General features: G+C 46.5%; 20 protein-coding genes. 10 read left to right on the forward strand and 10 right to left on the reverse strand.

What is annotated here, in order from left to right:
• Nucleotides 1-97: 97 nt before the first annotated feature.
• Genes C7460_RS00540 through C7460_RS00550 form a run of 3 tightly spaced genes read right to left on the reverse strand, consistent with a single transcriptional unit; the run spans nucleotide 98 to nucleotide 1788 of the window.
• Nucleotides 98-520 (reverse strand): type II toxin-antitoxin system VapC family toxin, encoded by a 423-nt coding sequence (locus C7460_RS00540; RefSeq protein ID WP_115866108.1) that lies wholly within the window; start codon nucleotides 518-520, stop codon nucleotides 98-100.
• Entirely contained in the window at nucleotides 501-761 is a 261-nt protein-coding gene (locus C7460_RS00545; protein WP_115866109.1) for a DUF6364 family protein, read from the reverse strand. Before C7460_RS00545 ends, C7460_RS00540 begins: the two co-directional genes overlap by 20 nt.
• Before the next feature lie 43 nt (nucleotides 762-804).
• Nucleotides 805-1788, reverse strand: coding sequence for an aldo/keto reductase (locus C7460_RS00550; RefSeq protein ID WP_115866110.1), 984 nt, complete (start codon nucleotides 1786-1788; stop codon nucleotides 805-807).
• Between the two features lie 105 nt (nucleotides 1789-1893).
• Here C7460_RS00550 and C7460_RS00555 point away from each other — a divergent pair, with 105 nt between their 5' ends.
• Nucleotides 1894-2445 carry an LOG family protein gene (locus C7460_RS00555; RefSeq protein ID WP_115866111.1) on the forward strand — a complete coding sequence of 184 codons (552 nt, stop codon included), beginning with the start codon at nucleotides 1894-1896 and terminating at the stop codon, nucleotides 2443-2445.
• Here the strand turns inward: C7460_RS00555 and C7460_RS00560 are convergent.
• Nucleotides 2442-3257 (reverse strand): hypothetical protein, encoded by an 816-nt coding sequence (locus tag C7460_RS00560; RefSeq protein WP_115866112.1) that lies wholly within the window; start codon nucleotides 3255-3257, stop codon nucleotides 2442-2444. The genes C7460_RS00555 and C7460_RS00560 overlap by 4 nt on opposite strands.
• Nucleotides 3258-3511: 254 nt before the next feature.
• Nucleotides 3512-4231, reverse strand: a complete 720-nt coding sequence (locus C7460_RS00565; RefSeq protein WP_115866504.1) for an L-type lectin-domain containing protein — start codon at nucleotides 4229-4231, stop codon at nucleotides 3512-3514.
• A 152-nt stretch (nucleotides 4232-4383) separates the two neighbouring features.
• Between C7460_RS00565 and C7460_RS00570 the strand changes: the two genes are divergently transcribed.
• Together C7460_RS00570 and C7460_RS00575 are read left to right on the forward strand one after the other, a co-directional pair.
• Nucleotides 4384-6657, forward strand: a complete 2274-nt coding sequence (locus tag C7460_RS00570; RefSeq protein ID WP_115866113.1) for an ATP-dependent helicase — start codon at nucleotides 4384-4386, stop codon at nucleotides 6655-6657.
• Entirely contained in the window at nucleotides 6647-7000 is a 354-nt protein-coding gene (locus tag C7460_RS00575) for a n-acetylglutamate synthase (protein ID WP_245986104.1), read from the forward strand. Before C7460_RS00570 ends, C7460_RS00575 begins: the two co-directional genes overlap by 11 nt.
• On the opposite strand, the gene C7460_RS00580 is transcribed toward C7460_RS00575, so the two are convergent.
• The 4 genes from C7460_RS00580 to cobA form a co-directional block, all read right to left on the reverse strand.
• Nucleotides 6997-7659 (reverse strand): SCO family protein, encoded by a 663-nt coding sequence (locus C7460_RS00580; protein WP_115866114.1) that lies wholly within the window; start codon nucleotides 7657-7659, stop codon nucleotides 6997-6999. The genes C7460_RS00575 and C7460_RS00580 overlap by 4 nt on opposite strands.
• Entirely contained in the window at nucleotides 7646-8242 is a 597-nt protein-coding gene (locus tag C7460_RS00585; protein WP_115866115.1) for a toxin-antitoxin system YwqK family antitoxin, read from the reverse strand. The genes C7460_RS00580 and C7460_RS00585 overlap by 14 nt, the downstream gene beginning before the upstream one ends.
• Before the next feature lie 3 nt (nucleotides 8243-8245).
• Nucleotides 8246-9031, reverse strand: a complete 786-nt coding sequence (locus tag C7460_RS00590; protein WP_115866116.1) for a YHYH protein — start codon at nucleotides 9029-9031, stop codon at nucleotides 8246-8248.
• 66 nt (nucleotides 9032-9097) lie between these two features.
• Nucleotides 9098-9856, reverse strand: a complete 759-nt coding sequence (cobA, locus tag C7460_RS00595) for a uroporphyrinogen-III C-methyltransferase (RefSeq protein ID WP_115866117.1) — start codon at nucleotides 9854-9856, stop codon at nucleotides 9098-9100.
• 88 nt (nucleotides 9857-9944) lie between these two features.
• Here cobA and nirB point away from each other — a divergent pair, with 88 nt between their 5' ends.
• From nirB to C7460_RS00620, 5 genes are all read left to right on the forward strand, one after another.
• Entirely contained in the window at nucleotides 9945-12452 is a 2508-nt protein-coding gene (nirB, locus tag C7460_RS00600) for a nitrite reductase large subunit NirB (RefSeq protein WP_115866118.1), read from the forward strand.
• A 4-nt stretch (nucleotides 12453-12456) separates the two neighbouring features.
• Complete coding sequence (nirD, locus tag C7460_RS00605; protein WP_115866119.1) at nucleotides 12457-12831, forward strand: nitrite reductase small subunit NirD; 375 nt, start codon at nucleotides 12457-12459, stop codon at nucleotides 12829-12831.
• 95 nt (nucleotides 12832-12926) lie between these two features.
• The gene (locus C7460_RS00610; RefSeq protein WP_115866120.1) at nucleotides 12927-14702 is read left to right on the forward strand and encodes a sensor histidine kinase; all 1776 of its coding nucleotides are present in this window, start codon (nucleotides 12927-12929) and stop codon (nucleotides 14700-14702) included.
• Nucleotides 14695-15354, forward strand: coding sequence for a response regulator (locus C7460_RS00615; protein ID WP_115866121.1), 660 nt, complete (start codon nucleotides 14695-14697; stop codon nucleotides 15352-15354). The genes C7460_RS00610 and C7460_RS00615 overlap by 8 nt, the downstream gene beginning before the upstream one ends.
• Before the next feature lie 96 nt (nucleotides 15355-15450).
• Nucleotides 15451-16710: an adenylate/guanylate cyclase domain-containing protein gene (locus C7460_RS00620; RefSeq protein WP_115866122.1), complete on the forward strand. Its 1260-nt coding sequence runs from the start codon at nucleotides 15451-15453 to the stop codon at nucleotides 16708-16710.
• Here the strand turns inward: C7460_RS00620 and C7460_RS00625 are convergent.
• Nucleotides 16707-17957 carry a Pycsar system effector family protein gene (locus C7460_RS00625; protein ID WP_245986111.1) on the reverse strand — a complete coding sequence of 417 codons (1251 nt, stop codon included), beginning with the start codon at nucleotides 17955-17957 and terminating at the stop codon, nucleotides 16707-16709. The genes C7460_RS00620 and C7460_RS00625 overlap by 4 nt on opposite strands.
• Before the next feature lie 44 nt (nucleotides 17958-18001).
• Between C7460_RS00625 and C7460_RS00630 the strand changes: the two genes are divergently transcribed.
• Both C7460_RS00630 and C7460_RS00635 read left to right on the forward strand, forming a co-directional pair.
• Complete coding sequence (locus C7460_RS00630; protein ID WP_115866123.1) at nucleotides 18002-18940, forward strand: SdiA-regulated domain-containing protein; 939 nt, start codon at nucleotides 18002-18004, stop codon at nucleotides 18938-18940.
• Complete coding sequence (locus tag C7460_RS00635; protein WP_115866124.1) at nucleotides 18937-22596, forward strand: metallophosphoesterase; 3660 nt, start codon at nucleotides 18937-18939, stop codon at nucleotides 22594-22596. Before C7460_RS00630 ends, C7460_RS00635 begins: the two co-directional genes overlap by 4 nt.
• Nucleotides 22597-22600 lie beyond the last annotated feature (4 nt).

Genomic DNA, 22600 nt, shown 5'->3' on the forward strand with positions numbered 1-22600 from the left:
TATTGGCTGGCATTTTCCCGAACTTAGAGGTGATTGAGTATCTATTTACTTCTTCAAAATCCTCTTCAGATTACGCGCCACTTGGCGCGTAATTTTTTTAACCCAAGTTGTTTCCAAACACATTCTCCAGATACTTATTGCGGATATCTCTATAGATGTAAAAATCAGAATCAATGGAGGCTATCTTGTGACATACAGTCTCTTCAGAAGCAATAATGAGACTGGCATCCGCGAGATCCATAGGCACGTCATCGTACTTTTCAGTGAGGTGAATGAGACGTGAGAGATGTGATTCGTTCAAGTCAAAAATACGCACACCTCCTCTGCGCACCCACTCCAGCAGTGCAAGCTGACACTTTACATTGAAGCCCAAAATGTGGCAAGCCTCTGTGATCACCGGCCAGGTGGTAATCAAATAGCCGTTATAATCCTCCAAAAACCGTACTGCCGCCAGATGATACTGATCGGACTTATTGAAAAGTGCGATCAGTGGCCCTGCATCAATGAGCGTGTTTCTCATTCAAAAGCTTTTTAAGGCGTGACTTGTAGGTCTTAGAAAGGTCTGTAGCCTCCGAACCCGCCACACCAAATAAATCCTGCCCCAAAGCAAAAGGACGCTGTTCGGTTTCTTTTTTGGTGAGGTACTGCTCCAAGGCATCGTGCACCACATCCGACTTGGACATGTCATGATCCTGAGCATACTGCTTTAGTTTTTGCTCGGTGGTATCATCCAGGCGCACATTTAACATTTTCTTTTTCATGACTCACAAACTTGTATTACAAATGTAATACATAAGCAGCAAATTACCAATTCTCGTGCACAGCGCTCCGAATGTACTCATCATAAATCTTTTTCACAGATTTGAGCTGATCTTCATTAAATGCTGGCAAAGACGCTGCCTTGACATTGCTGATCACCTGCTCAGGCCTACTCGCTCCTGGGATCACCGTACTCACCTCCGCAAAATTCAAAATCCAACGTAACGCATATTTGTACAATTCCTCATCTCCAAAGAGCGTTTTTAGCTCGCTTACAGCCTTTAATCCCATATCCAATGGCACCCCTGAAAAAGTCTCCCCTTTATCAAATGCTTCACCATTTCGATTGAAGTTTCGGTGGTCATTGGTATCAAACTCTCGGTCGGCAGTCATCTTTCCGCTCAGCAGTCCACTAGCCAATGGCACTCGGGCAATTATCCCAATATTACGTTCTCTAAGCACCGAAAAACAGTCATCCAGAGGTTTTTGTCTAAACATATTAAAAATGATCTGAACGGTTTCCACCACTTCATAATCTGCAGCAGCCATCGCCTCTTCTACTTTTTCCACACTTACTCCAAAGTGACGAACCTTACCAGAGCTACGGATTTTTTCCAGTCGGGCAAAAAGTTCATCATCTTTATATACCGGCGAAGGTGGACAGTGCAACTGCACCAAATCAAGGTAATCGAGGCCTGTATTTTTCAGAGCATCATCTACAAACTCCTCCATCGCATCGGGAGTGTAAGCGTCTGCAGTATGTGGGTCCAGCCTCCGCCCTATTTTGGTAGCAATTAGCAGCTTATCCCTGTCTTTTTTCACAAAATCAGCCACTGCACGCTCGCTTTGCTGATCGTCATATACGTCCGCAGTATCCAGAAAATTCACACCATGTTCTATGGCTGTCTGGATGATGGCATCTGCAGCCTTGCGATCAAATGCACCACCCCAGCCTCCACCTACCTGCCAGGTTCCTAATGAAATTTCTGATACTTTGAGTCCTGTGCGGCCAAGCATTCTATATTGCATAGTCTTCTTTTTTTTAAGGTGAGAATGAATGAAGTCATAAATTGTTTGGGTCCCAAAAAGGTTCGAACAAAAATAGAATGCCTATTTTTAATCTAAAGCCTTAAAATGAACATCAATCGCCTGGCCATATTTTGTGGTTCCAAAACCGGAAACAACTCCTCCTACATGCACGCTACTGAGGCACTAGCAGACGCACTTACAGAACGCTCCATTGGAGCCGTCTTTGGTGGTGGCAGAGTGGGCCTGATGGGCATTCTGGCAGATCGGGTCCTGGCAAATGGCGGAGAGGTGATCGGGGTTATCCCCAAAAAACTTAAAACAGCGGAAGTAGCACACACCGAGGTTTCTGAACTCCATGTGGTAGACACCATGCACCAGCGCAAAGCGCTGATGGCAGAGCTTTCCGATGGCTTCATTGCCTTACCCGGAGGCATAGGCACATTGGAGGAAATTGTAGAGGTCTTCACCTGGCATCAAATCGGCTACCACCAAAAACCTTGTGCATTTTTAAATACTGACGGGTATTACGACAAGCTTTTTGCTTTTATCGACCAGATGGTAACAGAAGGTTTCTTGGACCAGAACACCAGAAATTCACTAATAATAGAAAACTCCCCCGAAAGCCTTTTCAAGCGTTTGTCAGCTATCATCAGCTAGTCGATGGGCTGGCTAATTGTCTGGATGTATTTCCAATCTTCCGCAAAATGTGTGCGAACGGCCTCCAACTGGCCCTCTGGAATCAATGGATCAGAGCTCATCCAGCTAACCGGCCAAAAACTTGCCCCGTACAGCACGAGATGATTCACAGCCCAATACGGCTTATAAGTCAACCAGTGCAAGAGTTTGTTGGATTTCCCTTGCGGCACCCTTCCTATGAATCGGCGGCAAAAAGCCTGCAAAACTTTTAGCTGTTTCTCACTGTAGGAGGCATGAACCTTCCCCGTAAAAAGCCGTGCTGGAGGCTTGACACCCAAACTATCAGCTAGTGCTGCGACAAATGCACGAGGATCATTCTTTAAATCATCATAAATCAAAACGACGGGCTTTTGACCTGATATACGCTCTATGGTTTCAATCTTCATCCGGTAATCAAGCTCTTTTCGCTTCCAAAACCCCTGATCGCTTTCCAGGTCATAAAAATCACTAAACGTACCCAACCAGCCATTTTTTACATAGCGCCGATACTGGGAGGCTATCCATTCATCATGCCTACGAAAAATCACCACGACTCGAAAACGTGGATAATGCTGTCCGAAATCTCGCAACTCCTCCTCTAACTGTCGATCAAACTCACGCGACACCAGCACTTTACCAGACCCTGCTTTTGGTAACAAGCTTTTAACCTTACGGTAGCGATGTGGACCAAAATATTGGAGTCCTTTTAGTTTTGGGAAAACTTTTTTTTGAAGCCAAGTAGACGCAACTTTGCCCAACCCCACGTGAAAGTAGATTTCCGGTTCTGGGTTCATAAGGCGAATCTACCAGATTTCTTACGAAACGATTTCCTAATCAACATTCCCAATAGATAGTTTTTTAACACGGAAGTAATCGTTAATTAATGATTGAGTAACTTCGCATTCATCCTTTATGTACGGTGAACATCAAATTTTCAAATTGCAAGAACCCATACATAGCCTTGTGAAAAAAGGTAGAACAAACTGGAAAACGATATGGCTGATCGTAGAGATTGGCCTTGCGGTTAGTTTTTTGATCATGGTTGTTCTCAACCATTTTTATCGGTTTCTACTCTAACGTAACCGGCAAATTTCCGCAGGCAGAAATACTGAAAATTGTGTGCGCGCCCTGTAGAAGCAGTAAAACCCCAAATTACCTGGGTAGCTCCTCCAAAAACATCGTTGATTAAATCTCTTTTTCGCCGCACAACTTCACGCCCATCCCAAAACACCTGAATAAGCTGATCTTCCGGTCGCCACCGAAATCGAAAATCATGCAGATAGTCATCCTCTATATTGTAAGTGCTATCTGATCCAAACCAGGACTCCTGATGTCTGCTCACACCATTTTCCAAATAAGCCACATGATCACACATTGGGTCATTCTGAACGGAATTTGGATAGGTATCAAACTCCACAGCCACAGACGGTGCTATCCCCACCCCCTGACTGAAAGGGTTGAACTGACCGTAGCCCATACACTCTCCCCACTGCCCATACGCATCATAGCCCCGCTGATCATTGTGGATCACAAAAGTGATACCGTCAGCGCCCTCATCTTTATCACCGAGATACAAATCAAACTGAATCTCAAAAAAGCGAGTAAGATCCAAAGGCGAATGGTTATAGGCTAAGCCTTCTGCATAGGGCTGATCAGGAGTTAGCTGTATGCATCCATCCTGCATGGGCGCAGCAGTGCCAAGAAAGTAGTATTGGGCTTTTGCAAAATATGTTCCCAACAACACAGCGGTAAAAATCATCAACCTCATAGCCATCAGTTTACAGATACAACACCTAAGAAACACTTATGATTGACCAGCCCCTCACATTCTTTCGGCATCACGCCAAAAGTAGTCCTGCTGACGCCTGATTTTTTACATTCTCTCCATAGGGTTTGCTCGATTAAAATTAGATTTGCGGGATGGCAAGTGAAGTGCAGGACGACTATCTGAAAGAGCTCAATCCCCCTCAACGTGAAGGTGTAGTTAATACCGAAGGACCTACCATGCTGATAGCTGGCGCAGGCTCAGGCAAAACCCGTGTTTTGACCTACCGGATTGCTCATCTCATGAAGTTTCACAAGGTGGATCCTTTCAACATCATGGCGCTGACCTTTACCAACAAAGCAGCACGTGAAATGCGTGAGCGGATAGAAGGCGTAGTGGGCGGAGAAGCCAAAAACCTGTACATGGGCACGTTTCACTCCGTTTTTGCACGCATACTGAGAGCTGAGGCATCTAAGCTCGGCTACTCCAGCAACTTCACCATTTACGATACCGATGACTCCAAAACGCTCATCAAGCAAATCGTAAAAGAACAAGGACTAGACGACAAGCTCTACAAACCAAACGTGGTGCTCAATAGAATCTCAGCCGCCAAAAACCGACTGATCAGCTGGAGAGACTACATCAATAATCCCGTTTTTACCGAGGATGATGCATCAAACATGCGTCCTGAGATGGGAAAGTTGTACCAAACCTATGCCTTACGCTGCTACAAGGCAGATGCGATGGATTTTGATGACTTGCTCTTCAATACCAATGTACTGCTACAAGAACACACCGAAGTGCTCAACAAATACCAGCAGCGCTTTCATTACCTGCTGATCGACGAGTTTCAGGATACCAACATCTCCCAATACCAGATTGCCAAGAAATTGGCGGCAGTGCGCGAAAACATCTGCGTAGTAGGTGATGACGCACAAAGTATCTATGCGTTCCGGGGAGCAGACATTCAAAACATTCTCAATTTTGAGCGGGACTACCCCGACCTCAAAGTGATCAAGCTGGAGCAAAACTATCGATCCACCAAAACGATCGTAAATGCCGCCAACTCGGTAATCAACCGAAACACCGCGCAGCTGAAAAAGAACGTCTGGACGGACAATGAAGACGGTGACCTCATAGAGCTGATAAAAGCTACTTCGGATAACGAAGAAGGCAAACTGATTGCTTCTTCTATATTTGAAACCAAGATGCAAAGTCAGGCAAAAAACAATGACTTTGCCATCCTCTACCGTACCAATAGTCAGTCTCGTGCGATGGAGGAAGCCTTGCGCCGCAACAACCTCAAATACCGCGTGGTAGGTGGCTTATCCTTCTACCAGCGCAAAGAAATCAAGGACCTGATCGCCTATTTGCGGTTTATCGTCAACCCAAACGACGAGCAGGCCATGCGGCGAAGCATCAACCTCCCCAAAAGAGGCATAGGTCCTGGCACCGTAGAAAAACTAGTAGTAGCATCTGCAGAGCACGGCAAGTCGCTATGGGACATCATGGACAATGCACAGTTTTATATAAGCGGACGTGGAGGCAAGCAGGTGGAAGAGTATGTGAGCCTGATCAAAAGCTTTCGCCTCACAGCTGAAAAGAAAGACGCCTACGACTGTGCAGCGCAGGTAGCCAAAAACACTGGTATCCTCAAGGAGCTCTATGCCGACAAGACCATAGAAGGCATGAGCCGGTACGAAAACGTACAGGAACTCCTCAATGCCATCAAGGAATTTACCGATGATCCTGAGCGCACCGACAAAAGCCTCAGCGCTTTCCTACAGGAGGTTACGCTACTCACAGACGAAGATCGCAATGCCGACCCAGAGGAAGCCATCACGCTGATGACCATCCACATGGCCAAGGGACTGGAGTTTAACTACGTGTACATCGTAGGCCTGGAAGAGGAGCTGTTTCCATCACAAATGATGCTCAGCAGTCGGGCCGACCTGGAGGAGGAAAGACGCCTGTTTTATGTAGCTATCACCAGAGCAAAGAAAAAGCTCCACCTAAGCTATGCACTTAACCGGTATAGATTTGGAAGGCTAAAAGCCTGTGAGCCCAGCCGGTTTTTGGAGGAAGTAGATCCTCAGTTTATCAAAGTAAATAAGAAGTTTTCGAGCACAGCTCCGCTATCATCGGCGGACAGCTACGTGACCAAAAACTTTGTAAATAACCTCAAGAAAGACCGTAGCAATCGCAAATTTGCTTCGGCACCCCAACATCAACCAAGCGCAGATTTTAAACCTAGCGACACCTCTAAACTTGCTGAAGGCATGCTGGTGGAGCACCCTAAGTTTGGCTTTGGTAAAGTCACAGTAATTGACGCGGAAGGTGCCAACAAGAAGGCACGCGTGGATTTTGAAAAAGCGGGAGAAAAGACATTATTGTTGAGTTTTGCTAAACTACGAATCGTTGAAGATTAATTATCACAAGAAGAAGTTCAAGGCCGTAGACAACAGTGCTACTGGCGAAGTGGATCAGAATACCCTATTTCATTACTCTCAGGAGGGAGATGTGCTCTGGGCTGTATATCAGGGCTCCAAAATCCGTCTTGGCACCATCACTGGTGTAGTAAAAGAAGACGGCACGCTGGAGTTTTCCTACCAGCATGTAAACGAACATGGAGAGATAAAAAGTGGCAAGTGTGTATCGCAGCCCGAGATCCTTGAAGATGGCCGTATCAAACTACATGAGCAATGGCAGTGGGACAATGATGGCTCCAGGGGAGAATCTATACTGGAAGAAGTGAAACTCAGCGACAATTAAGTCGCTGACTGTTCACGTTTCAACTTTTCGATATCTTCGATCAGCCGGGCCATTTCCAATGGCAAAGTGCCATTATAGACGCCTCGGATGTGCATATTAGGATCTATTAGCACGATGTTTTCGGTGTGCAAAAAGTTACTTTCATCGGTTACGGATTTACCAAAACCCTCGTCAGCAAAGTACGACGATCTACCTAACTGATAAATTTGCTTTTTGTCACCCGTAAGTAGCAGCCATTTGTGGCTGAGGATTCCTCTTTGGGCTGCATAGTCCCTAAGAACGGCCACACTATCCACCCAGGGCATTACCGAGTGAGACACTAGCATCACCTGATCGTCATCCAGATATGCCTGCTGCACCCGATCCAGGTTGCTGGCCATCCGCGGACAAATAGTAGGACAAATCGTAAAGAAAAAGTTGGCTACATAAATTTTCCCTAAAAGACTATCACGGGTTACGGGCTCACCGAGCTGATTGGTCAGGTTGAAATCTCCGATGGCATGTAAGCCACTAGCCGACGAGCGCTCGATCCATTCTGGAGTGAAGTCCGCCTGATTATAATAAGGCAAAGGCACCTCCGTAGGCCCTTGATTTTTCGCACTACAACCCGCCAAAACCAGCAGAATGAGTATCCATCCGATCCATTTATTTCTTTGCATAAATTGCACTACTTAGTTTCTTAATTCGCTCCGCCTCTGTATCGATGTTTTTGCATCGCTTGATGCCCACCAGCCCATAACGCCTTCCATCTTCGCGCACTACATAGTTGGAGCGAAGTTTACCATCCGGACGCCAGACTTTTTGAGTACCAAAAGGCCTGCCCTCCACATAGTTCATGAGCCTCGCAGGGCTTCCATCGTCATACCACTCTTCGTGGGTGCCTACGCTAAGGCCATTTTCAAAGTGGTATTTAAACTGCCTGGCACCGTTTTCATGATATCCTCTATGGGTACCGTGTTTTTCGCCGGCCAGGTAAGTCCGCCTTGAGCGGATACTTCCATCTGGATGAAAGGTCCAGGATGGCCCCTCTTTCAATCCATTCAAGTATCCTGATTTCTTTTTCATTGTCGCGTCTGGATAATAACTCACCAGGTATCCAGAAAAGGGTGCTTCCTTGAGAAGCACCCTTCCGGCTGGATCATACGCAACATCCGAACGGCTTTCGGATACCTCTACTGAAGGCACGCCCGCACAACCCAGTACCAGCCAAACAATGATCGTAAATAAGCTTAATGATTTCATTTTCTAGAAGGTCACCGTACCAGTCGCTCCGAAAAAGCCATCCCCATTGATCCAGGGGAGGTCATCAGTAATGTGGTAGTGGTAAATGCCATCTGGAAATTCCGCTGTAGCAGACACATGGCCGTGATAATCGTCCAGGTCACTATTGGTGATTCGTTTACCATTCTCCTCTGGTCCGTATACAGGAAATCCATCCATCAACAGCCCAATAAAGGCGGAATTACCCTTGGAAGCGGTGAGGTAAACAGGCTCGTTGTGATAGTGGTACATTCCCCGGTCTTGTGGATGACCTTCGTATTGATCAAAGGTATTGAGCTCGTCCAGAATGTCATCTCCGGGTGCCGCTTGCTGATTAAACAGCACCACACCATTTATAGCAATGCCCATCGGACCCATAGGGGTGGACTCTTTGGTAGTAGCCTCTGCTGGATATCTAGGCACTTTGAAAACAATATCTTGCGCCTCTATATTGTTAGGGTTTTTCTTAAAATCAGGATTATTAGGCTCATTATAAGGCTCGTAGAGTTCATGATTCTGAGCATAATACATGCTCTTGTGATCAGGCTCATTGTGCGAAGTGATGGTGAGCTCATTTTCACCTACCACTACAGTCACGGATTCGTCGTAGTAAAACTTCTCCGCCAGCACACTTATGTCCGGTCCTTTATCCCCTTCTTGCTGTTCTTCCTCTTCCTGCTGATCTGCCACCGCATCCTCTACAGCATCACATGCTGAAAATGTCAGTATAGCACTCAATAGCAAACCAGATAATACGCGATACTTTTTCATAAGATATTTTTGTTTGGTTGATGATAAAAAGGCAACCTTCAAAAATACCCTACCTTAATTCCAAATTTAATTTCCTGACGCACTAATTACTGCAGAAAGCTCTCCTAAAACCCCTTTCCCAAGCTTCACCACCTCACCTATTACGATGATTGCCGGCGAACCGATGGTTTCTTTTTCTACTTGATCTTGTATAGTAGCCAGCGTTCCCCATACTGATCGCTCTTCCGGAAGGGTTCCATTTTGGATAATAGCCACTGGCTCGTCTTGCCCCCGCACATCAGCCACGCGCTCCACGATGGTGTTTAACTGACGCATGCCCATGAGAATGACAAGGGTAGCCTGCGAACGAGCAGCTATTCGCAAATCATCAGAAACCTCCAAACTGGTAGTAGTACCCGTCATTACCCAAAAACTTGTGGACACTCCTCGAGAAGTAGCAGGAATTTGTGACAAAGCCGGCACAGCTAGTGCACTGGTAATCCCCGGCACTACCTCTACCTCCATACCATGGCTTTTGGCATGAGCGAGCTCCTCATAGCCGCGCCCAAATACAAACGGGTCCCCACCCTTGAGCCGCACCACCGTATCATATTTCTTACCATAGTCTACAATCATATCATTGATCAGCACTTGCTGAAACTGATGCAAACCACATTTTTTACCTACGTAAATTTTCTCACAATATGGAGCGCATATATCTAGCAACTCCTCATTTGCCAACGCATCATAAAGCACCACATCTGCTGATTTTAAGGCACTTACTGCCTTTAGCGTAATTAATTCCGGGTCTCCAGGTCCTGCTCCTACTACTATAAGTCTTGACATAGCTTTTAAATTATTTTCGTAAATATACGTATTTTCATTTTCATTTTTTAAGTATTAATACGTAGTTTTACGTAAAAATTAATTGCGTATGAAAAAGGTAATCGTCATCGGAAATGGCATGGTAGGCTATAAGTTTTGCGAAAAGCTTCGCGCTAAAGCAGACGCATCCCAGATCTCCTTAATAGTATACGGAGAAGAGCCTTTACCAGCTTACGATAGAGTCCATTTGAGTGAGTATTTCACCAACCAGTCTGAAGAAGACCTCTACATGGCCCCACGCAGCTGGTATGACGAACATCAGGTCACGCTCAAAACCTCACAGCTTGTCACTACCATAAACCGCGACCAAAAAACCATACAGACGCATACAGGAGATACAGAATCCTACGACTACCTCATACTGGCCACAGGGTCTCGCCCCATGGTGCCACCTATACAGGGCGTGGATAAAAAAGGGGTTTTCGTTTATCGCACTATCGAAGATCTGGAGCAGATCATAGCCTACGCTAAAACCGTAAAGCGAGGTGCTGTGCTCGGAGGCGGCCTGCTCGGACTGGAAGCAGCCAAAGCACTCATGGACCTCAGCCTGGATACACAGGTCATCGAATTTGCTCCGCGACTGATGCCACGCCAGCTGGATCAGGCAGGGTCCGACATGCTCAAAAGCAAAATAGAGTCCCTGGGCATACAGATATTACTCAACAAGAACACCTCACAAATCCGTGGCAATGGCAAGCTAGACGGGCTGGATTTTGCCGATGGCACCACTCTGGAAACGGACATGCTCGTAATCTCCTGCGGTATTATCTCCCGTGATGAGTTGGCAGAGAAAACAGGACTGGAAACAGGAAAACGAGGAGGTTTCAAAGTAAATGAACAACTACAAACCAATGACCCCAACATATTTGCTATCGGTGAGGCAGCATCCTACAATGACATGGTCTATGGGCTTGTCGCGCCGGGCTATGACATGGCCGATACGGTAGTAGAGCAACTTATAGGCACTGGCAATAAAACCTTCACGGGAGCTGACATGTCTACCAAACTGAAGCTCATCGGTGTAGATGTAGCCAGTTTTGGGGATGCACTTGGCGATACACCTGGCTCCACTCCTATTGCTTTTGAAGACAAAAACACCGGCACCTACAAGCGCATAAATCTGTCATCGGACCGCAAAAAATTGCTTGGAGGCATCCTGGTCGGTGATTCTGAAGCCTACGGCATGCTCCTACAGATCACCCAAAATGGCATGGCATTACCGCCAAACCCTGAAGACCTGATCCTGGGAGCACGCGGTGGCGACAGTGGCACCGAAATGCAGCTTCCAGACACTGCTCAGATCTGCTCTTGCGAAAATGTAACCAAAGGAGATATCGTGTGCGCCATCAAAGACAAAGAGCTCACCGACTTAAATGAGGTACGTAGCTGCACCAAAGCCGGCACAGGCTGCGGAGCTTGCTCACCAATGGTAGCTGATATTTTTACTGACACACTCAAAGCCATGGGCCAAACGGTTCGCAAAACCATTTGTGCGCACTTTGACTATACGCGTCAGGAGCTCTATAGCCTCATCAAAGTAAAAAACATCAAAAGCTATGCTGAGCTACTCTCAGCATATGGCTCTGGGGATGGATGTGAAACGTGTAAGCCAGCAGTGGCTTCTCTTCTCGCCAGTATTTGGAACGAGCCCATTCTCAAGCAAGACACCATTCAGGATACCAATGACCGCTTCTTGGCCAACATCCAAAAAGGAGGTAGCTACTCTGTGGTACCACGCGTACCCGGAGGAGAGATCACCCCTGACAAGCTCATTGCCATCGGAGCTGTTGCTAAAAAATACGACTTGTACACAAAAATTACCGGAGGCCAGCGTATCGATCTATTTGGGGCCCGCCTCAATGACCTGCCGAAAATATGGCGCGAATTAATTGACGCAGGTTTTGAGAGCGGCCATGCCTACGGTAAAGCCCTTCGCACTGTAAAAAGCTGCGTAGGGTCCACCTGGTGCCGGTACGGCCTTCATGATTCTGTGGGGTTTGCCATCGAGATCGAAAATCGATACAAAGGCATCCGCTCTCCCCACAAACTCAAGGGGGGCGTATCCGGTTGCCGGCGTGAGTGTGCGGAAGCTCAGGGCAAAGACTTTGGACTGATAGCTACCGAAGTAGGCTACAACCTCTACGTTTGTGGCAACGGAGGAGCCAATCCTCAACATGCTCAGCTACTCGCCGGTGACATAGATGAAAAGACCGCCATTAAGTACCTGGATCGCTTCCTGATGTTTTACATACGAACGGCTGAACCGCTAAACAGAACTTCCGTTTGGCTCAACAAACTGGAAGGAGGCATCGACTACCTACGTGATGTGGTAGTAAACGATAGCCTGGGCCTTGGCGAAGAGCTAGAAAAAGACATGCAAGCGCTCATCGCAGCCTACCACTGCGAATGGAAAGAAGCAATCAGCAACCCAACCATGCAAGCCAAATTCAAGCATTTTGCCAATACCGACGATCACGACCCTACCCAGCACTTTGTACCCATGAGGGAAATGAAAAAGCCAGCAGAATGGGGACTGGTTGCCAACGAAACGAAATAACACTATGACATCAGAATTGCTCAACTATAAAACCGTATCACCAGACGAAGTGACCACCTGGCATGAAGCCTGCAAAGTAACAGACTTCCCTCAGGATGGAGGGCTGTGCATCAGTTATCAAGGTCTTCAGATTGCCGTGTTTAACTTCTCACAAAGAAAAGAATGGTACGCCACCCAAAATCTGTGCCCTCACAAGCATCAGATGATCCTTAGCAGAGGCATGGTAGGTAGCGAAGGAGAAGAACCTAAAGTAGCCTGCCCGTTTCATAAGAAAACCTTTTCGCTCAAAAGCGGAGAAAACCTCAACGGAAATGAATGCAAACTGGCTACTTATCCCGTAAAAGTTGAAAACGAGACGGTTTATGTAGGGTTTGCGTAAAAATACGTAAATCCATAACACATCGTGCCAGCAAATATTTACTTTTAGCTCCGGATCAGGGACTATGCAGCCCCTGATCCCTCTTTCAAAACGCTATGGCACACCAACGCTTCAAAAAGCTAGGACTTTTTTACCTCATTGCACTGGGCTGCATAGCCTTGAGCATTGTGGTTAGTCAGATCTTGATTCAAACCTCCATCAGCAGGCAGCAAGACGACTCCCACATTATCAATATCGCAGGGCGCCAGCGCATGCTGAGCCAAAAAATCAGTAAGGTTGCCCTCAAAATACAAACCCAAACAGGAAATGAAACTGCGAACAAAAAAGAGCTAAAGGAGGCCCTTAGACTCTGGAAATCTGCCCATGAAAAACTGCAAACGGGCAAAGACTCGCTACAGACTGGAGAGCCTCCATCTGCCATTATTCAGGGCATGTTCGCAGAAATCAACCCACATTTCGAACAAATCTACCAGCATGCCTCCGCCCTACTGGCTCCGGATCTTACTAACGCCCAGATCAACAAACATGTAGAGAAAATCCTACAGCATGAAAACGCGTTTTTGCAGGGCATGGACCGTATCGTATTGCAGCGTGACCTAGAAGCTCAGGACAAAGTACGCTCACTACGGCACACCGAAATATACCTCTTCATTATTTCGATACTCATCATAGTGCTGGAGTTGATCTTTGTGTTTACTCCACTCGCCAAAAGCATTCGCGCCACTGTACAGGAGCTTCTGGACTCTGAAAAAGCCTCCCAGAAAATGACTCGCGAGCTCTCCAAGCTTTACGACGAACTGGGCAAATCTTATCAGGACCTGGAAGCTGTAAACGTTCAGCCAAATTCCCCCTCTTTGTTTGCCTCGCTTAATGCAAAGGGAGAATTCACCTACCTGGCTCCACAGTTTATAGAGCTTATGGAGCTGGAAGAAAACTTACCTCCCACGTCTATTCGATTTTTACTCGCCGATAGTGGCTACCAGCAAGACTTTATAGATGGACTACTCCCTATTCTAAAAAAGAAACAAAACTGGAGCGGCGAAATTCGTCTAATCACAGAGCCCGGGGATTTTATCTGGCTGGAATCTTTTCTCATTCCCATCCATTCGGCCAACGAAATCAAATGGATAGCACGAGACATTACAGAGCTGAAAGAAGCGAAAATAAGATCTCGCGAGATCAATAAAGAACGTATCGAAAAATCTGTAAAAGAGCAGCAATATCGCTCGGCACTGATCCTGCAAGGGCAAGAAGAAGAACGCAAACGCCTGTCTCGAGAAATCCACGACGGTGTAGGACAAATGCTCTCAGCCATGAAGCTGCTTTTAGAATCTTTTGGCCCCACATCCGGACCAATGAAAAAACGACTGGAAGATGCCAAAGGCCTCATGAAAAGCATCATTCAGGAGGTACGAAGGGTCTCATTTAACCTCACCCCCAGCAGCCTGGACGACTTTGGACTAGTACCTGCAGTCAATAAGTTTTGCGAAGAAATAAATACCGTAGCCAAGGCGAAACTGACGTTTATTAACGAAACACGATTTATCAATCGCCTGGAGAGCAACATCGAAACCAACCTCTACCGGATCATTCAAGAGGCGGTAAACAATGCACTCAAATACGCCAAGGCTTCCAACATAACCGTACGATTTGCTCACAACATCAATTCCCTGGTCATCAGCATAGAAGACGATGGCCGTGGGTTTGACTTTAGCCGTGTAGAGCGCAGTGGCCACTTCGAAAAAGCGGGCCACGGCATCTTCAACATGAAAGAGCGCACCTCTTATATCGGAGGAGTTTTTAACTTAGAGACCGAATTGGACAAAGGCACCAAAATATCCATCACATTATCCCTGGACAAAAATGATTAAGGTAGCACTAGCAGACGATCACGAAATAGTAAGGTATGGCATCAAAATGGTACTGGAAGACGACCCGGATATAGAAGTCATCTGGGAAGCCTCTGACGGCCAGGAAACCATCGACAAAATGCACCAGACTGCCCCGGATGTATTGGTAGCAGACATTCGCATGCCACTACTCAATGGTCTGGAAGTAGCTCAAAAGCTCAAATCCGATGACCCTTCTGTGAAAATCATTATGCTTACCATGCATGACGATTCTGAGTATGTACTCAAATCCGTGCAATTCGGTGCGGACGGCTACCTGCTCAAAGACACCAACAAGACAGAGTTTAACAAAGCAGTGAAAATGGTGCACAGTGGGCAGAAGTACTTCAGTGGCGACATCTCTACCACCATTGTCAATTCGTTTGTCTCAGGCAAACCAGCCACCGAAGCTCAACCTGCAGCCAACACTGACTACCAGCTCACCAAGCGCGAAAAACAAATTTTAAAACTCATTTACGAAGGAGTGTCCAATAAGGACATTGCTGAACAGCTCGGCAAAAGCATCCGAACGATTGAAACACATCGGTTTAACATCATGAAAAAGCTAGAAGTGAACAACATCACCGAACTACTCAAAAAGCTAGACCGGGAAGGTATTGCTCAGACACTCTAAACGACCACCAAAATTTGCGTATCTTTTTTCCGTCAAAAGGAGTTTAGTGTATTTGGGTCAGCCCAAATCACCACATAATTACCTGAGCGCGATTTTATGCAAGCCAACTACCTGGATGCCGAAATACTAAAGTCAGAAAAAAAACGACTAGAAGTCTTTATAGGCTTTTTGCTCACAACTACTTTAGTTACAATTTTCATACAGTTTTCGCATTACCAGATTCTTCGCGACACATTCAAAAACCCCGTTTCTTACCCGCTGATCATCATCGCCACAGTATCCATGGTCATTACCTTTATGATCGGTAGGCGGTGGGTAATACAGCTTCAAAAACACAACCGAAAACTTCCCAGAAAGTACTACTGGTACACGGTACTACTGGAGGTATTTATCCCTTCTGCATGGCTGGTAGTGGCCTCTCAGGTGGAAGAAACCAGCGCATTGTTAGACTCTCCCATCATCTTTCTTTACTACATCCTGATCATCGTATCGCCACTGCACCTGGACTTTTGGGTGAGTGCCGCCATGGGGCTACTGATCGCCCTGTTTTTTATGGGGTATACTTATTGGGTCACCGCCCAGTACCCCATCGACTTTCACCTGCCCATGGTGACCTACTACCTCCGCTCACTGATGTATTTTTTAGCAGGTATACTGGCAGGACTGGTAGCCAATGAGTTGAAAATACGACTCAGCCGAACCAACAGAGAAATCAGAGAAAAAGAGGAGATCGAAGGGTTGTTTAACCAGCAGGTGAGCAAAGAAATGGTAGTGGCTCTCAAGGAAAAGAAAGACTTTTCCGCCCGACTAGACGTGACCATTCTGTTTCTAGACATCCGGGACTTCACTCAGCGAGTACAGCATCTGTCGCCAGAGGAAGTAAATAAATTTCAAAATGAGTTTTTCTCACCAGTGATCGAGCTTATCAACGAAAGCAAAGGCATTGTCAATCAGATTACGGGTGATGGACTTATGGCCACTTTTGGCGCTCCGGTTACGGACAAAACACACTATAACTGCGCCTGGATGGCGGTAGAAAAAATACTGGACTTTTTGGGCGAGTTTCGAACAAAAAGCCCCGAGCATGCCACCTTAGAAATAGGCATGGGACTGCACTGCGGAGAGGTACTGGTGGGCAACATTGGTACAGAAACGCGCAAACAACTCTCCATTTCCGGTACGCCGGTAATCATCGCATCCCGCATAGAACAGCTCAACAAAGAATTGAACAGCACCGTGTTGATCTCTCGTCAGCTTTTCAACCTGCTAAAAGACAAAATCCAAACTTTTGAAATCAAAGGCCTGGTGAAAATGAAAGGCCTGGATGAAGAAATCGAGATCATCAAAGTACACTAGTACGGATACGGTGTTTTGAAAAATATTTCCGCCACAGCGAAAGACAACACTGCCACCACGAACCCAAACATAAAAATGGTGTAGGAGATTCTCAGCAGCTTGTATTTTTTACTAAGGACTACTCCCAGGTAATAAATATCACGGATCAAACTGGTATACAGATAGTCTCCATCTTTCATCATCTCCTTCATCGCCCACTCATACTTGTTGAGCTCCATTTTATGAAAATTACCAAAGAAGAGCAGATTGGTACGCTTGCGCGTAATATCCTCCTCGGTAAACGTACCCTTAGACACATTGGGCAAGGTTGCCAAAATGGCAAACACGATGGTAGATAAACAAACCAGTGTCATGATGATCGCAGGCACGATGAGATGTGGGTACTCTTCCAGCTTCCGAAACAATACAGACACCAACACAGACAGAATAATAGAATTAACCGAAATCATGATATTGGCTTTGGTATCTGCCATGGCGCTCAGATCCAAATGATTTTTTGAGGTAAGCCGAAACATCGTTTCTATGCCTCGTGTAGGCTTGATGGCCTTTGCTTTCTTCACCTTCTTTTTGAGCTTTTTCACCTGTTGCTCCAGATCCTGTACCTGATCATCCTGTTGGTTCATTGTGCTCAACCTTTCGTTCACCAGTTTTAGGTTTGCCTTCACCTTGTCAGCAAATTGCGCTCGTGCATAGTCAGTAAAAAAACGATGCTCGGTGATAAAATCCTTATTTCCTTTATACCATTCTTCATCAGATATCTTCTTACCATTTAGTTTTTGAAGTTCTTCTTGTAGTAGTTCGGACCTATCGCAATAGTTGTCTTTGGCCAGATGTGCCAAATCAGCATCACACAAGACCTCCTCCAGCGGATTGCGTGGCGACTGAGGCATCTTGGTGGCCATAATACAGCCCACTACCCTGGCAGCAGTATCATCATCCACGCCCTGAGCGCCCATAAACTCCAGCGCTATCTCGGCGCTCACTTCTTCATGATTATCAATGGTCTCACGGTAGCCCAGGTCGTGAAACCATGCCGCCAACTCCACAATCTCCAGGTCCTCAGCACTTACAGCACTGGCTTGCCCAATCTCGCGAGCTGCCTGCACCACATCACGGGTATGCTCCACCGAATGATATTTGATGGCCTCTGGCAATTCGTTTGTAAGAATATTCTCAGCAAATTTTTGCGCTCGACTCAAGAGTTCTGATCTTGCGCCATCCATTTTCCGGCTTTTATCGTTAGCCATTATAAAATATTTTTGGTCCTACTCTGAAGAATTGAATTTTCCGAATGTACATATATAACAAATCCACTGCCTTGTTTCTTACTACAGGTGTGATATTTATTCTAAGCATATTGATTTTGGGCACCTCCAGCTGTACCCCGACCTCTTTTCGAGAGCGCGCAGATAGCCTGTTTCTAATCACAGACCATGTAAATGTCTATTATGACCTCAAGCGCCCTGAAGAAAAACATTTTCTTCCCTATGTACTGTCGGAGGTATCAGGCCTTACACACCTCAATGCCTCTACCGTACTCTGCGTGGAAGACGAAGGCGGACGTGTGTATGTGTACGATTTGGATAAACGCGAAATCGTGCATGCCATTACCTTTAGTGATCCGGGGGATTTTGAAGGGGTGGAGTATGTAAACGACACAGTCTACGCACTAGAAAGCGACGGTGATGTATACGAGTTTAGGTACACCAGTGAAAAGGAAGCAAAAACTGAAAAATACGAGACGCCCCTGAGCACTAAAAATGATACTGAAGGACTCGGGTATGACCCCACACATCACCGATTGTTAATTGCCTGCAAAGAAGAAGAGGACATCAAAGGTGTAAACGCAAAAGGCAAAACCATCTATGCCTTTGATTTGAAAAAGAAAAAACTCATCAAGGAACCAATATTTGAAGTCTCTGCGGGAAAAATGGACGACTTTTTTGAAGCCAATAGAGATTATAAGTATGACAAAGATCGCATCAAATTTGAGCCGTCTGCCATCGCTCTCAACCCACTGGATGGCTACTTCTACCTACTGGCATCCACAGGGAAAATGCTAATTGTGCTTTCTCCTGAAGGAGACATAAAAGCCACCTACCCCATTGCTCCCAGAATATTGAGTCAGCCCGAAGGCATATCGTTCTCTCCTGAAGGCCACCTGTACATCAGCTCAGAGGGAGAAGGAGACAAAGGATACATCATACGATTCAGTCCATTGTTCAAATGAAAAAACTAATCGCATCTACGCTATTGCTACTTTCGGCCATAGCATATGGCCAGACTCCAATTGATATATACCTGATAGGAGATGCCGGCAAACCCAACCTGCAAGGGGACAGCACGCTGGATTATCTGCGAGAAGTCACCCAAACAGCAGACAGCACCGACATCTTGATTTTTCTGGGAGACAATATCTACCCCGAAGGCCTCCCTGAAAGAGAGCACCCTCAGCGCAAAGTCATGGAAGCCAAGCTCAACGCCTCTCTGTCGATCATGAAGGATTTTCCCGGAAGAGCCATCATGATTCCGGGCAACCATGACTGGGCCAACTCCGAACGAGAGGGATGGCAGCAGCTGCGCAACATGCAGCGATACGTAGACGACTACATGGGAACGCCCACAGTATTTTTACCTCGGGGTGGCTGCCCGGGACCACTAGAAGTAGATGTGTCACCAGAAATCCTGCTCGTAATCATCGATACGCAGTATTTTCTCCACAAATGGGACAAACCCGACGAAAATGACGGGTGCGATGCTTCCTCCAGTGCTGACGCCATTTTGCAATTAAAAGACCTGATAAGCAGAAATGACCACAAACATGTGGTAGTAGCCGGCCACCACCCTATGTACTCTTTTGGCCCGCACGGCAGCAAATACACCTTCAAGCAGCACATTTTCCCACTCACGGATTTCAACAAAAAACTTCTGGTGCCTCTACCTGTAATAGGCAGTATCTACCCGCTATTCAGGTCACTACTAGGTAGCAGACAAGACCTCCCAAATCCTCGCTACAAAATGATTCGAAATGCATTGGTAAAGGCCATGGGAGAGGCAAAAAACACTGTATATGTGAGCGGTCATGAGCATTCGTTGCAGTACATCACCAGAGATTCCTTACATTTTGTAGTAAGTGGTTCTGGGTCTAAAGTTTCCAATGTTGCTGCCGGGTTTGGTACCCAATTTTTTGCTCAGGCCCATGGGTTTGCGAAGCTAAGCTTCCAAACCAGCGATACCGTATCGCTTACGTTTTACAATGGCGACACTCAGCAACCCATCTACCACAAGCCATTGTATCATAAGAACGTAGAAACGTATCCACCAGTAACTGCCGAAAGTACATTTCAGGACAGTACAGTGATATCGGCTATCAGTGACCGATATGAATCTGATGGTGAAGCCCACAACTACTGGCTGGGAAAAAACTATCGCAAACTTTGGACTACTCCGGTGGAAATGCCAGTGTTTAACATAGGTCGGGAACACGGAGGGCTGAAAATAGTAAAGCTAGGAGGTGGCAACCAAACCAGATCTCTCCGCCTGGAAGCAAAGAACGGAAAACAGTATGTGCTCCGGTCTCTGGATAAATACACTGACAAACTGCTCCCACAGGCACTGCATGAGACGCTGGCATCTGATATAGTACAGGACCAAATCTCTGCGGCCAACCCATATGGCGCATTTGCCATACCTCCACTTGCAGACGCCCTGGGCATCTACCACACCAACCCTCAATTGGTTTTCATTCCAAACGACGAGCGCTTTGGCAAGTATCAGGGACTCTTTGCTAACCTGCCTGTGCTCTACGAAGAGCGCCCAAACGATGAGGCTGCTCATGAGCCGTATTTTGGAGGTGGTGAAGAAATAGAAGGCACACCCGACCTGATCGAGATCTTGCAAGAAGACAATGACGAAATCGTGGATCAGGCTTTTGCTTTACGCAACAGGCTCTTTGACATGATCATAGGCGACTGGGATCGCCATGAAGACCAATGGCGATGGGTGCGATTTGATAAAGAGCCCAAGGGACACATCTGGCGGCCGATCCCGAGAGACAGAGACCAGGCATTTTTCGACAGTGAAGGACTGGTAGGCTGGATAGCCTCCCGAAAATTTGCACTACCAAATACTGAAGGGTTCAAAGCAAAAATGGACTATCCACCAGGATTCAACACCAGCGCCCGGTTTTTTGACCGTACATTTCTCAATGGTCTCTCCTGGACAGATTGGGAAAAACAAATAGACTTTATCGAAAAGCACCTCACTGACAGCATCATCGAGGCAGCATTCCGCGTCTGGCCAGACACTATTCAAGAACTTTCGGCACAGCAAACTGCAAATATCCTGAAAGCCAGAAGAGATGACATGCGCCGCTTTGCACGCATTCATTATGAGTTTATCTCCCAATCCGTCACCGTTGCTTGCTCCGACAAACATGAACAGGTTTTTGTGGAACGGATGAATGATAGCACACGGATAACCATCTACAAGCAAAAAAAGGATGACGAACAAAAGCAGATGCTCTATGACCGGACCTTTGATCATAACCTCACTAAAGAGGTCCGTATATATGGCAGAGGCGGGCAAGATTATTTTGAAGTGACAGGTGATGCCAGGAATGGCTTGAAAATACGAATCATCGGAGGTGAAGGCAAAGATGAAATCCTGGACAAATCCACCGTGAGCGGCCCCAATAAACTGACACATGTATATGACTTAAAAAACAACACAAAACTCTATGCATCAAAAGAAACCAGAAACCACTTAGATGACGATATCAGCATCAACGCTTACAACCGCACGGCATTTAAGTACAACAAGTTTTTACCGCTCCTCAGTGCCCAGTTCAATTTTGACGATGGGCTCTACCTCGGCGCAGGGTTTATATACACCAAAGAAGGCTGGCGCAAGGACCCTTTTGCCGCCAGGCATAAGCTTAAAGCGAATAGAGCCTTTGCTACTGGGGCATTAAACTTTAATTATGATGTCACCTTCGGTGACGTGGTTGGCGAATGGGACCTCAATGCCAACTTTGACTTACAGCGCCCCTATGGAGTGTCCAACTTTTTCGGCTTTGGCAATGAATCCAATTTTGATTTTGAAGGCAAAGGAGAGGCAGGTTCTTTCGAAGACCCTATAGACTACTACCGCATACGCTATGAAAAAGCACGAAGCTTTGTAAACCTGACCTACAATCTGGGACCAAAAGGCAATCTGCGCATTGGCCCTGAGCACCTTTATTTCCGAATGGAAGATGAAACAGGCGACGGATACATCTACACCCAATCGGAAGAAGTACCCTCCAATGCACTTCAGAAGGCCCACCATTTTATTGGTCTCCGATCAGCCATCACAGCCGACACACGCAATCATGAAGCGTTGCCAACAAGGGGAGTTTACGCTGGGTTTTCTTATGCAAAATATTATGGAATGAATACTGCTCAGGCCGACTTTTCCCATATCGCGGCAGACTTCAGGTTTTTACTCTCCTCTTCTAACCCTTCCCGGCTCACCATCGCAAACCGGATAGGAGCAGAATGGACATTGGGTACGCTCCAGTTTTTTAATGGAGCCACTCTGGGCCGCGAAACCCTCCGAGGCTATCGCCGTACCCGCTTCATCGGGAGGGCGTCTTTTTATCACAACCTCGACGTACGTATCCGGCTATTTACCATGAGAACCTATCTTTTCCCAGCTACCATAGGCATACTCGGTTTTCATGATGTAGGGCGAGTTTGGCTCAAGGACGAATCCTCAACAACCTGGCACCGCGGGCATGGTGTCGGGCTATGGCTCGCACCCATCAATCGCTTTGTGTTTACCTTCAACATGGCCTTCACCAAAGAAGAAAACCTGCCCAGCGTGACTTTCGGGTTTCAGTTTTAAATGC

It is taken from the genome of Marinoscillum furvescens DSM 4134, from assembly GCF_003386095.1.
Classification (GTDB): domain Bacteria; phylum Bacteroidota; class Bacteroidia; order Cytophagales; family Cyclobacteriaceae; genus Marinoscillum; species Marinoscillum furvescens.